Origin of the sequence: Kitasatospora herbaricolor, from assembly GCF_030813695.1 — a bacterium.
Classification (GTDB): Bacteria; Actinomycetota; Actinomycetes; order Streptomycetales; family Streptomycetaceae; genus Kitasatospora; species Kitasatospora herbaricolor.
In genome coordinates, this window is record NZ_JAUSVA010000002.1 from 8,996,714 (window position 1) to 9,008,732 (window position 12,019).

Below are 12,019 nucleotides of genomic sequence, written 5' to 3' on the forward strand. Positions count from 1 at the left end.
CGTACCGGGGTCGGCTCCGGCCGCCGGCGCTGGTGTGCTCATCGCTCTGCCCTCTCCCTGCCCGGTCGCGTCTTGGCGGGGCACCAACCGGCTCTACGGGCCCGGCACCGCCGGAGGTTCACCCCGCCCGCCCGGCCGTCCCCGCGCCGTCCCCGCGCCGTCCCCGCGCCCGGCCGTCCCCGCGCCGTCCCCGCGCCGTCCCCGCGCCCGCCCGTGCCCCCGCGCTCGCCGAGGGCGTCCCGGGCCCGCCCGTCTACGACGATTCCCCTCTGCCGGCCCCCTCACCGGTCCCCGTCCCGTCCCCGGCACCGGCCGTGATCGCGGTCTGCACCTGGACGGTGCGGCGCCGGGTGATGTAGAGGCCGCGGCCGGGCGGGAAGTCGCGGGGCTTGACGTTGCCGAAGAGGTACCCCTCGCTCGGCGGGCAGGACAGCAGCAGCACGGGGGTGTTGACCTCCTCCAGTTTGCGCAGCAGCGGGTCGGACGAGGCGCGGCCGATGCCGTTGGCGCCCCGCGCGACGATCAGGTGCAGGCCCAGCTCGGCGCCCTGGGCGAGGTAGTCGAACAGGGCCGCGAACGGGTGGGCGGACATGCCGCCGGGGGAGCCCGACACCAGCTCGTAGTCGTCGACCACGATGAAGAGTTCGGGCCCTTCCCACCAGTCCCGCAACTTGAGCCGGGCCGGCGTGAGATCGGCGCCGGGCAGGCGGTTGGCCATGGCCCGGGCCGCGCCGTCGACGATCTGCCGCAGGACGTCGACGGCGACCGCGTGACCCAGCCGGTAGTCGTCGGGGACGGCCTCGTGCAGCTCGCGCCGGTAGTCGACCAGCATGATCCGCGCCTCGGCGGGGGTGTAGGCGGTGGTGACGGCCGCGGTGACCAGCTTGAGCAGGTTGGTCTTGCCCGCCTCGCTGTCGCCGACCACCAGCAGGTGCGGGGACTCCTCGAAGTTGTGCCACAGCGGCGCGATCGTGGTGTCCTGGAGGCCGATCGGGATGCGGAGCCGGCCCTCGGGCCCGGGCAGCGCGGCCGCGTCCAGGGACAGCGGGAGCATCCGCACCTCGGGGGCGCGCGGGCCGGTCCAGTGGTCGGCGAGCACGTCGACCAGGTCGGCGACGCCCGCCCCGAGGTCGTCCGTGCCGCTGCCGCCGTCCAGCCGGGGCAGGGCGGCGAGGAAGTGCATCTCGTCGCCGGTCAGGCCCCGTCCGGGGATCTTCGGCACCTTGCCGGCCGCCCGCATGTTGATGGCGGAGTCCACCGCGTCGCCGAGCCGGAGTTCGAACCGGGTGCCCAGCAGGTCGCGCAGCGCGCCGGTGACCTCGCCCCAGCGGGTCGTCCCGACGACCAGGTGGATGCCGTAGTTCAGGCCGCGCTGGGCGATCAGGGTCAGGGCGGGGGCGAGGTCGGGGAACTCCTGGCGGACGGTGTTCCAGCCGTCGATCACGAGGAAGACGTCGCCGTGCCGCTCCTCGGGCAGCTCGCCGGCGGCCCGGCGCCGGCGGAAGGCCGAGACGGAGTCGATGCCCAGCTCGGCGAAGCGCTGCTCGCGCCGGACCAGGATGCCGTTCACCTCGGCGACGGTACGCACCACCCGCTCGGGGTCGTGCCGGCCGGTGACCCCTCCGACGTGCGGCAGCCCGCGCAGCGCGGAGAGCGTGCCACCGCCGAAGTCCAGGCAGTAGAACTGCACTTCGAGCGGGGTGTGGGTGAGTGCGAGCCCGCACAGCAGGGTGCGGATCAGGGTGCTCTTGCCGCTCTGCGGGCCGCCCGCGACACCCACGTGGCCCCCGGCGCCGGAGAGGTCGGCGGTGAGCAGGTCGCGTGCCTGCTGGAAGGGCCGGTCGACGACGCCCACCGGCACCGTCAGGGTTCCCCTGGCGGCCTCGCCCTCGGTGGTCAGGCCGTACTCGGGGTGCGGCGCCAGCGGCGGCAGCAGCTCGTCCAGGGTGGGCGGGACGTCCAGCGGGGGCAGCCACACCTGGTACGCGGGCGGCCCCGCGTCGGTGAGCCGCGCCACCGCGAGGTCCAGCAGGGTACCGCTCTGCTCGGGCGGCTCCGGCGACGACGGCGGCTCGGCCTCCGCGGGGAGGGCGAGCGTCCGGCGCGGTGCCACGTACTCGGTGCCGTACGCGGCCACCTGACCGGCCACCACCTCCTGACGGGCCGCCCGGCGCCTGGCCCGGTACGGCCCGGAGACGTACGCGGCCTTGAACCTGGTCAGGGTGGCGATGTCGCTGCGCAGGAACCCGTTGCCGGGCTGGGAGGGCAGCTGGTAGGCGTCGGGAACGCCGAGGACGCCCCGGCTCTCCATGGCGGAGAAGGTCCGCAGCCCGATCCGGTAGGACAGGTGGGACTCCAGCGCGTGCATCCGGCCCTCGTCCAGCCGTTGCGAGGCGAGCAGCAGGTGCACGCCGAGCGAGCGGCCCAGCCGGCCGATCATGATGAAGAGGTCCATGAAGTCACGGTGTGCGGCCAGCAGTTCGCTGAACTCGTCGACCACCACGAACAGCGTGGGCAGCGGCTCCAGGGCCGCCCCGGCGGCGCGGGCCGTCTCGTAGTCGAGCAGCGAGCTGTAGTTGCCGGCGGCCCGGAGCAGCTCCTGGCGCCGCACCAGTTCACCGTGCAGTGCGTCCCGCATCCGGTCCACCAGGGAGGCCTCGTCGGCCAGGTTGGTGATCACCGCGGAGGTGTGCGGCAGCCGGTCGAGGCCGAGGAAGGTGGCGCCGCCCTTGAAGTCGACCAGGACGAAGTTCAGCACCTCGGAGGAGTGCGTGACGGCCAGCGCCAGTACCAGGGTCCGCAGCAGCTCGGACTTGCCGGAGCCGGTGGCGCCGATCAGCATGCCGTGCGGGCCCATGCCGCCCTGCGCCGACTCCTTGATGTCCAGTTCGACGGGCGAGCCGTCGGCGGCGATGCCGAGCGGGACCCGCAACCGGTCCGCGATCCCGCGCCGGGACCAGGTCTCCACCACGTCGTGCCGGTGCAGGTCGCGGATCCCGAGCAGCATCGCGAGGTCGAAATCGGTCTCCAGCGGCTCGCCGGCCTCCGTGCTGTCGCCGATCCGGAAGGGTGCCAGCCCCAGCGCCAGCCGGCGGGCGGCGGCCGCCGAGAGGGCGTCGGGGCGGCCGAGGGGGGTGACGTCGTCCCGGTGGTTGCGGTCCGCGCCGACCATCGCCAGGGCGCCGCCCTCGATCCGCAGCCGCAGGCGGAACCGCAGGGGCTTCCACTCCAGGGTGTCGCCGAGGTCGAGCAGCGTGGCGTTGCGGTAGCCGGCGAGCGCCGCCCTGGTCGCCGGGCCGACCTGCGGACCGTCCAGCACGATCACCGTGTAGGGCTCGTCCCGCCCGGGCTGGGCGTCCGGCTCGTACGGCGGACGGGCCCCGAACTCGCCGCCGAGCAGCTGCTCGATCTCCGCGATCGAGCCCGCCACCAGGCGCACCGGCCCCACCCCGTCGGTGTCCACCGGGTGCAGGGCGTGCGGCAGCCACTTCGTCCACTCCCACTCGGCGCGGTGCTCGGCGTCGGTGACCACCGCGATCCGCAGCTCGTCGGGCGCGTGGAAGACGGTCAGCTGCGCCAGCATCGCCCTGGCCAGCGCGCGGGCGTCGGCGCGGTCGTCGGCGCGCAGCAGGATCTGCGCGTAGCCCCGCAGGTAGACCGCGACCGGCTGGTCGGCCACGGTGCCGTAGGCGTTGATGAAGCGGCGCAGCGCGTGGGCGCAGAGCGGCTCCAGGTCCTCCACCGGCTTGGTGGACAGCGGGGCCAGCCGCACGGCGAGGCGCTGCGGGCCCGTCCCGATCCGGACGTCCCCGAAGTCGGGGTGCGTACTGCGGCGCTCCCACAGCCGGGAGGTGCGGGCCAGCGCGGCCAGCACGGACGGCGCGGGGTGGCGCCAGCCGAGCGCCTCCTGCTGGCGCACGACGTGGGCGCGCACCTGGCGGCGGATCTGGGACAGGTAGCGCAGGTAGTCCCGGCGCTCGGCGCGCAGCTCCCGCTTCCGGTCGCTGGAGCCGCGGATGAGCTGGGTCACCAGCATGCCCACGGCGGAGAGCCCCATCATGCCCATCGCCACGTACATCAGGATGCCGCCGCCCTCACCCGGGCGCAGGAAGATGAACACCATCGAGAGCGAGCTCAGTGCCATCGGCGCCATGCTGATCACGCTCGCCATGCCGCTCTGCGCCTCGGGGAGGGCGGGCGGCTCCTGCAACTGGATCTCGCCGTCGGGCATCTCCGGGCCGGGGCGCCTGGGCGGACGGTTGACCAGCACCACGCTCAACGAAGGGCTCCTCGCGATGGGGGACGGCCGACCGGTGATCCGCGGCCCGGGACGCGTGTCGTCCGCCCAGGAGCACGGACGGCGGCCCTGCGGAGGTTCACCGGCCGGCCGACCGGGCCCTGACCGGTGGTGAACCCCAGGGGCTCCGTGCCACGTGTCTCTGGTGCGGGCGGCGCCCCGGCCCGCTCGCCCCCCGGGCGGCGGCCGGGGCGCCCACCCCGTCAGGACATCCCGCCGGGGCACCGCGCCGCCCGCCCCCGCCGGGTCGTTGGAGATTGGAGAGCCTTGAACGGGACCACCGTTGCTGGACTGTGCCGACTGAGGTTCCGGACACCCGACGCGGTGTTCGACCTCGCGGTGCCCGCCGACGTGCCGCTGGCCGACCTGCTGCCGGCCGTCCTCGGCTTCGCCGGGCCGGGCCTGGACGAACTGGGCGTCGACCACGACGGCTGGATCCTCCAGCGCCTCGGCGGTGCGCCGCTGGACGAGGAGCTCGGCGCGGACGCGCTGGGACTGCACGACGGCGACGAGCTCCACCTGCGCCCGCGCCGCGACCCGCTGCCCGAGGTGCACTTCGACGACATGGCGGACGGCGTCGCCACGGCCATGCGGGCCCGCCCGGACACCTGGCGGCCCGCACTGACCCACCACCTGGCGCTGGGCCTGGCACTGTCCGTCCTGGTGGGCGGGCTGGCGCTGCTGCTGCTCCCCGGGACGAGGGGGAGCCGCGACCTGGCCGCCGCCCTCACGGGGGTGCTGCTGCTGCTCGGTGCCGCGAGCGGCTCCCGGGCGGTGGGCGACGCGGGTGCCGGGACGGCGCTGGGCGCGGCGGCGGTGCCCTACCTGGCCCTGGCCGGGGCCCTGCTGCCCACCGGCGGCGGAGACGGCGCGGCCGGCGCCCGCCTGCTGGCCGGCGGCTCGGCCGCGGCCGGCGCGGCGGTCCTCGCGGTGGCCGCCGTCGGCTGCTCGGCGCCGCTCTTCCTCGGCACCGCCCTGGTGGCCCTGCACGCCGTGCTGGCCGGCGCGCTCCTGCTGAACGGCCTCGGCACGTCCGAGGCGGCGGCGGTGATCGCCGTCCTGGCCGTCGTCGTCGGCGCCTTCGTCCCCGGGATCTGCTTCAGGCTGTCCGGACTGCGCCTGCCCGCGCTGCCCCGCAACGCCGAGGAGCTGCAGGAGGGGATCGCGCCCTTCCCCAGCGGCACCGTGCTGAGCCGCAGCGACATCGCCGACGACTACCTGACCTCCTTCCACCTGGCGCTCGGACTGGTCCTCACGCTCTGCACCACCGTGCTGGCCGGCGTCGACGGCTGGGCCGCGGCGGCCCTGACGGCCGCCCTGTCCATCCTCCTGCTGCTGCACGGCCGGGCCGTCGGCAGCATCCCGCAGCGGCTGGCGGTCCTGCTCCCCGGCGTCTACGGCCTGGCGCTGCTGCTCGGCGGCGTGGCCCTCGACCAGCGGACCGGCGGCCGCCTGCTGCTGCTCGCCGGACTGCTCGGCGTGGCCGCCGCGCTGGCGATAACCGCCTGGACGGTCCCCGGCCGCCGGCTCCTGCCGTACTGGGGCCGGGCCGCCGACCTGCTGCACTCGCTCGCGGCGATGGCGGTGCTGCCTCTGGCGCTGGCCGTCGCTGGGGTCTACCACGCGCTGCGGGCCGTCGCGGGCTAGGGCAGGCCCTCGGGCCCGCCCGCCAAGATCCGCCGGCCGGGCCCCGGCCACCCTGACGGTCCGCCACCCACCGACCTTCCTAGGAGAACCACGAGATGCAGTCGAAGCGCGACCAGGTGCAGGCCCACCTGTTCGTGATGGGCAGGCTGGCCACCGGCATGCTGCGCGGCGAGCCCGACGCCCCCGACACCCCGTCCGGGCGCACCTCGCGGGGCACCGTGACCGGGCTGGTCGTCGCCGTCCTGGTGTGCCTGGGCGTCGCCGTGTACGGGGCGCTGGTACCCGGCGGCGCCACGGGCTGGCGCAAGCCCGGCACCCTGGTGGTGGTCAAGGAGAGCGGCGCCCGCTACCTCTACCTGGACGGCAGCCTGCGCCCGGTGCTGAACGAGGCCAGCGCCCGGCTGCTGGCCGGCGACCAGCTGGTGGTCGACCAGGTCAGCGTGAACTCGCTGGCCGGCACCCCGCGCGGCGCCGCGGTCGGCATCCTCGGGGCCCCGGACGGCCTGCCCGCCCCCGGCCGGCTCGCCGCCGCGCCCTGGCTCGCCTGCGCCGTCAGCCGGCCGGCCCCGTCCGGTGGCCGCCGCCCCGAACTGGCCCTCGCGGTCGGCCCCGGCGGCCGGGGCACCGGCCTCACCGAGGGCCAGGGCGCCCTGGTGGCGGCGCCCGACGGCACCGAGTACCTGCTCTGGCACGGCCGCCGGCTTCGCGTCGACACCCGCAACGGTGCCCGCCAGGCCCTCGGCCAGGCCGCGGTCACCGCCTACCCGGTGACCGCCGCCTTCCTCGACTCCCTGACCGCCGGGCCGGACCTGGCCGCACCCGAGGTGGAGTCCCGCGGCGCCGCCGGCCCGCAGCTCACCGCCGGCCCCACCCGGTTCGGCCAGCTCTTCACCGGCCCCGGGGGCGACCCGTACCTGCTGACCCCGGCCGGGCTCACCCCGCTCGGCACGATGGCCTTCGAACTGCTCCGCAACGACCTGCGCACCCAGAGCGGCGCCTACGGGGGCGCGGCCGTCACCCCGGCCCGCCTCAGCCCGGCCGACCTCGCCGCCCACACCGCCGCAGCCCGGCCCACGCCCGCCGCGGCCGGGCTGCCCGCGGCGCCGCCGGAGCTGGTGACCGTCCCCCAGGGCCGTGGGATCTGCGCCGAGTCGGCGCTCACCGACCAGGCGCCGACCACGTCGGTCGTCCTGTTCGACGACCAGGCCGTCGCGGGCGCGCCGCCGGCCGCCCAGCCGGGCGTGGACCCGGCCTGTGCCGGCGCCGACAGCATCGCCGTCCGGCCCGGCGGCGGCGCCCTGGTCCGGGCCCTGTCCAGTGCCGGCGTCGGCGGCACCCTCTACCTGGTCACCGACGCCGGGGTGAAGTACCCGCTCGCCTCGGCGGCGGCCGCCCAGCAGCTCGGCTACGGCGCCGTCGTCCCCTCGGCCGCCCCCGAGGCCCTGCTGACCCTGCTCCCCACCGGGCCCAGCCTCGACCCGGCCGTCCTGACCGGCGGGTCGGTCCCCACCGCCCGCACCGCCGGCGCGGCCTGCGCGCGGTGACATCGCCGCCGTCGATCCGCAGCCGGTCCCCAAGGGAACGGGGGCGGCTCCGGCAGACCGGGACGACGATCCCGCGGCCCTGCTGAACCCTCCGCCGCCGCAGCCCCGTTGAAGGTGTTGGGAGGGGACGCCACCGCCCCTCCCGCGGCATTCGCCGGCCGTGCACCCGAACCGTCGAAGGGAACCCTGTGTCCACTCCTCCCAGCTTGACGACCGACGACAGTGTCGTCCGCACCACTCTGCGCACCCTGGACGACCGCATCGCGGACATGCGCAGTTCGCTCGCCGACATCGTCGCCATCAAGGGCGAGGTCCACGACCACTTCAAGGCCGCCTGCAGCACGCGCTACCAGGAGAACATCGACGACTGGACGAGCCGCTACAACCAGCTCAAGGCGGCCTACGAGAGCTTCCAGTCGAGCTTCACCAGCGGGCACCAGCAGATCAACGCCGCGCACGACGACGCGAACGGTGTCGGCGGCAACTGGAGCGTCCATTCGAGCCACGTCAAGGGCGTGCTCAACCCGAGCTGACCGTCCCCTCCCCGTAGCCGTCCGGCCGGCCGTCACCGCCGGCCCGGCCGGCGGCCGAACGAAAGGATCGACCCATGGCGAACATCGCCCTCAACCACGCGAACATCGACGAGGCGGCCGACGCGCTCAGCCAGGCCGGTGCGCGGATGCACAGCAGCATGGAGAACTGCGTCGCGGCCCTGCGCACGGCTGAGGCGCAGCTGTCCGGCCTTCTCGCCACGGCGGCCTCGGAGTTCCGCACGACGCTGAGCAACAACGAGAAGGACATGACGGACGACATCACCCGGGCCGCCGGCGCGCTGCGCGAGATGCACGGCCTGCTGCGCGACGCCGACCGCCGCGCCGGCGCGGGCATCGGGTGACCGCGGTGGACCGCGACCACGCGCGAGGCGGGCACGATGGCTGAGCCCGGGCCGGGGAACGTCGATCTCCACCACACGCTCAGCGTGAACCACGACGACCTGGAGTACTTCGCCAACGTCCAGCTGAACAACTTCCTGCGGGAGTTGGCCGCCGATCCCGGCTACCAGGCGATGCTGGCCTTCGGCGGGGTCGAGGCGGGCGAGTTCACTGCTCTGCTGACGGGCCACGCGGCCACGTTCCCCGCGGCGGGGAACGTCAAGGCCAACTTCGGGGCCCTGGCCAAGGGCCTGGCCGCGGATCTCAAGAAGGCCGGTCTGCAGATGACCGACGCCCAGCTGGAGATCCTGAAGACCCTGGAGATCATGGACGCCGCCCACGAGGAGGCCATGACGGCCGCCGAGATGATGCAGATCCTCAACAAGGTCGTCTCGTCGGCGCCGACGAAGTCCGGCTGACCAGGGCCCGGTCGTCACCTGTCCGGTGGGCCCGAGGGCTCACCGGACCCCGCCGCGTTCCGCACCACCACCGGCCGGCCCCCTTCCCCCCGCAAGCCTCATCTGATCGGAGACAGCGAAGCCCATGGGCACGATGCGATGGGAGGACGTCCTCAAGACGTTCGCCTCCGAGGCTCAGCGCACCGCGAAGATCGTCACCAGGGAGGAGGTCGCGGGACCTTCGCCCGACAAGCCGTGGCTCCGGCCGGTGATGAAGATGGTGTGGGGCTCGGGCTACTACGCCAACGGGGGAGCCGCCGACGGCCAGCACGCCGGGGTGGGTACCCCCGACGTCTGGTGGGCGTGGAACTTCTCCATCGGACAGGAGCACTACAACTACTCGATCACCTTGAGCGTCAACTACACGGACTGGGGCAACGACTCGGACAAGCCGCTGTCCAAGTTCATCAACCAGCACCGCGAGATCTTCGCCCCGCTGATGCCGGGCGGCCGGGGCAACGACACGGTCAACTCGGCGAGCCTGCGGGCCGCCGCGGCGGGGCTCACCAAGGTCAACGCCTGGCTGAGCACCTGGGAACCGCGGGTGAAGGAGTGGGCGGGGTCGCTGGACGCGCCGGACAGCAGCTGGCAGGGGGACGCGGCCGGCGAGTTCAAGACGCTCCTCGACCGGTACGCGCTGGAGCTGGAGACCATCCGGCTCCAGCTCCACAGGTCGCCGTTCGAGGCGGACCTCTACGCGTCTGCCGATGCCATCGACCGAGCGGTCCGGGGGCTCCAGTACGTCCACCAGTCGTGGTGGGACAGCGGGACGCTGTGGCCGTCCCACGCGATCCTCCAGGCCCTGACGGAGACCCTGCAGAACGTCACGCCGCAGATCGACTCGCTCGGCAACCTCCAGTCGGTCAGCACGGCGCTCGGCGACCCCCGGCAGCAGGACTTCTACGACAAGCTGGAGCTGCGGGCGAAGGAGATCTGGCTGGCCGACGTCGAGCGCTGCCTGGACAAGCGCAGGGTGCCCCGGGTCGTGGACGAGCGCCTGGCGCTGTCGCCGGACCCGATGGCCGCGCTGGAGGCGGCCTACAACACCCTGAACGCGGACTTCGGTTTCGGGTACCGGCCGGTGAGCCTGGACCTGCCCCCGGCCCCGGTGCCGGACCCGACGAAGGGCGGACCCGACTCCGGGAAGGGGCCCGGTGCCGGCGACCCCGATCTCGGCGGCGGCAGCGGCGGCGGCGGCAACGACAAGAAGCTGGACCTGACCGGTGGCGCGGGCGGCGGCAGCGGCGGCTCGGGGGACGGCGGTGCCGGCGGCAACGGCTCCAACACCCATCTCCCCCCGCCCCCGGTGCTCGGCGGTGGCGGCGGGGGAACCGGCGGCAACGGCACGGGGACGCCGATCCTCGACAAGGACAACAAGCCCGTCCTGGACGCCGACAGGAAGCCCGTGCTGCTGCCCCCGGGAGGGTACATCGGCGCCAACGGTCAGGTGTACGACGGCAACGGACAGCCGGTCAAGGACAAGAACGGCAAGCCGGTCGTCGTGCCGGTGGGTTCGGACATCCCGCCGGGCACCGGCGGTGGCATCTACGGGTCCAACGCCAAGGTGCCGAAGGGTTCGACCGTCCGGGAGGACGGCTCGGTCGTCGGCCCCGACGGCAAGCAGGTGCTGGACCGCGACGGCAACCCCGTGGTGCTGGCGAAGGGCGGCTCCGTCGCCGCCGACGGAACGCTGCTGGACTCGACCGGCCGGCCTGTCGCCGACCTCACCCAGCGGTACCTCGACCGGCAGCACGCCGTCGACGCGATCACCTCGGGCGGCGGTGGCGGTGGCGGTGACACCGGCGTCGGCCGGCCACCGTCCACCCTCCCCTCGTGGAACCTGGACCTCGGGTCCCTCGGCGACTACGGGAGCGGCGCCACGGGCGGTGGCACCGGGAGCGGCTCGCTGGGCCCGTACGCCGGGTCGTTCGGCGGCGGGGGTGCCGGCGAGGGCCTCGGCTCGGGCGCGGGGCCCCGACTGGTCAGCTCCGGCGGCGGGTTGAGCGCCAAGGCCATCGAGAACAGCGGGGGGACGGCGCCCGGCGGCAAGGCCGCCACCTCGGGGGCCGCGGCCCAGAAGGCCTCCGCGCTGGCCGCCGAGGAGGCGGCCGTGATGCGCGGCCGCACGGTGAACACCAGCAGCAGCGGCATGCCGATGGTCCCGCCGATGGGTGGCGGCATGGGCGGCGGACAGGGTGAGAAGGACCGCCAGCGGACCACCTGGCTGTCCGAGGACGAAGAGGTCTGGGGCACCGACACCGGTGCGGTCCACGGCGTGATCGGCCGCTGAGCCGGTTCCGCGTTTCCACAGTCGAGAAGGGCAGGGAGATGGAGTTCTCGTTCGAGGAGCACCTCGCCCAGGCGATGGCTTCCCTGGAGGAGCAGCAGGCCAGGATGGCCGCGATGACAAGGGAGTTGCAGGCGTCGAGCGCCTCGGTGACCACCAAGGACCGGCTGGTCACCGCGAAGGTCGGCGCGCAGGGCCAGGTGCTCGCGCTGACCTTCCACACCACCGCCTACCAGGAGATGGCCCCCGCGCACCTCGCGGCGGTCCTGAAGGACGTGCTGAACGAGGCCCAGGCCCGGATGGGCGAGCAGGTCGCCAGGGCGATGCGCTCCTTCGACGGGGTCGGCGAGTCGCTGCGGCTGGCCTTCACGGGCGAACGGGAGGACGAACTGCTCTCCGGCTCGGGCGGGATGGATCTGGACGCCCTGCTGGCGCCGCTCACCGCGATGCGTCCGGGCGCCGGCGAGGCCCGGCGTCCGGACAAGCAGGACGAGTTCAATGGCTGAGCGGCTGAAGAAGCTTGAGGACCTGAAGACGGAGTTCACCAGGTTCCCGGAGATGGCGGCGCTGGTCGGGAAGATCGAGCGCGAGCTCAAGGACGTCGGGGACAAGAACGTCAGGGGAGGTGGCCACGACCAGATCGGCAAGCAGTACCACGACAAGGTCGACAAGCCGACCGCGAGTCTGAGTCAGCTGGTCGAGAGCATCAGGCTCAAGCTGCTGAGCGTCGGAGAGCACGGCGAGAGTACCGCCGACCTCTTCGACGCGGCCGACGAGCACGCCGCCGACCTGGCCTGACCGGCCCCCGGAGGCAGACTCCGGCGCCCTTCCCGCCCGCACCAGCCAGCTTCGCA

The 12,019-nt window shown here is 74.3% G+C and carries 9 protein-coding genes; 8 read left to right on the top strand and 1 reads right to left on the bottom strand.

Features of this window, described 5'->3' with window-relative positions:
- Nucleotides 1-253: 253 nt before the first annotated feature.
- On the bottom strand, nucleotides 254-4,231 hold the full coding sequence (eccCa, locus tag J2S46_RS38810; RefSeq protein WP_191291069.1) for a type VII secretion protein EccCa: 3,978 nt from the start codon (nucleotides 4,229-4,231) through the stop codon (nucleotides 254-256).
- A 333-nt stretch (nucleotides 4,232-4,564) separates the two neighbouring features.
- On the opposite strand from eccCa, the gene eccD reads away from it, so the two are divergent.
- The 8 genes from eccD to J2S46_RS38850 all read left to right on the top strand — a co-directional run bounded on the left by eccD (nucleotide 4,565) and on the right by J2S46_RS38850 (nucleotide 11,963).
- Nucleotides 4,565-5,944, top strand: a complete 1,380-nt coding sequence (gene eccD / locus J2S46_RS38815; RefSeq protein WP_191291032.1) for a type VII secretion integral membrane protein EccD — start codon at nucleotides 4,565-4,567, stop codon at nucleotides 5,942-5,944.
- 95 nt (nucleotides 5,945-6,039) lie between these two features.
- Entirely contained in the window at nucleotides 6,040-7,488 is a 1,449-nt protein-coding gene (eccB, locus tag J2S46_RS38820; protein WP_191291031.1) for a type VII secretion protein EccB, read from the top strand.
- Nucleotides 7,489-7,694: 206 nt separating this feature from the next.
- A complete protein-coding gene (locus J2S46_RS38825; protein WP_191291030.1) occupies nucleotides 7,695-8,021 on the top strand; it encodes a hypothetical protein in 327 nt (108 codons plus the stop codon).
- A 74-nt stretch (nucleotides 8,022-8,095) separates the two neighbouring features.
- Nucleotides 8,096-8,383, top strand: a complete 288-nt coding sequence (locus J2S46_RS38830) for a hypothetical protein (protein WP_191291029.1) — start codon at nucleotides 8,096-8,098, stop codon at nucleotides 8,381-8,383.
- A gap of 36 nt (nucleotides 8,384-8,419) precedes the next feature.
- Entirely contained in the window at nucleotides 8,420-8,839 is a 420-nt protein-coding gene (locus tag J2S46_RS38835) for a hypothetical protein (protein WP_191291028.1), read from the top strand.
- Between the two features lie 124 nt (nucleotides 8,840-8,963).
- The gene (locus tag J2S46_RS38840; RefSeq protein WP_191291072.1) at nucleotides 8,964-11,168 is read left to right on the top strand and encodes a WXG100 family type VII secretion target; all 2,205 of its coding nucleotides are present in this window, start codon (nucleotides 8,964-8,966) and stop codon (nucleotides 11,166-11,168) included.
- A 38-nt stretch (nucleotides 11,169-11,206) separates the two neighbouring features.
- Complete coding sequence (locus tag J2S46_RS38845; RefSeq protein ID WP_191291027.1) at nucleotides 11,207-11,671, top strand: YbaB/EbfC family nucleoid-associated protein; 465 nt, start codon at nucleotides 11,207-11,209, stop codon at nucleotides 11,669-11,671.
- A complete protein-coding gene (locus tag J2S46_RS38850; RefSeq protein WP_191291026.1) occupies nucleotides 11,664-11,963 on the top strand; it encodes a hypothetical protein in 300 nt (99 codons plus the stop codon). Before J2S46_RS38845 ends, J2S46_RS38850 begins: the two co-directional genes overlap by 8 nt.
- Nucleotides 11,964-12,019 lie beyond the last annotated feature (56 nt).

Coding starts and splice junctions, on each gene's coding strand:
- J2S46_RS38850 (WP_191291026.1), top strand. CDS start 11,664: ATGGCTGAGCGGCTGAAGAAGCTTGAGGACCTGAAGACGGAGTTCACC.
- J2S46_RS38840 (WP_191291072.1), top strand. CDS start 8,964: ATGGGCACGATGCGATGGGAGGACGTCCTCAAGACGTTCGCCTCCGAG.
- J2S46_RS38830 (WP_191291029.1), top strand. CDS start 8,096: ATGGCGAACATCGCCCTCAACCACGCGAACATCGACGAGGCGGCCGAC.
- eccB (WP_191291031.1), top strand. CDS start 6,040: ATGCAGTCGAAGCGCGACCAGGTGCAGGCCCACCTGTTCGTGATGGGC.
- J2S46_RS38845 (WP_191291027.1), top strand. CDS start 11,207: ATGGAGTTCTCGTTCGAGGAGCACCTCGCCCAGGCGATGGCTTCCCTG.
- J2S46_RS38835 (WP_191291028.1), top strand. CDS start 8,420: ATGGCTGAGCCCGGGCCGGGGAACGTCGATCTCCACCACACGCTCAGC.
- eccCa (WP_191291069.1), bottom strand. CDS start 4,231: ATGCCCGACGGCGAGATCCAGTTGCAGGAGCCGCCCGCCCTCCCCGAG.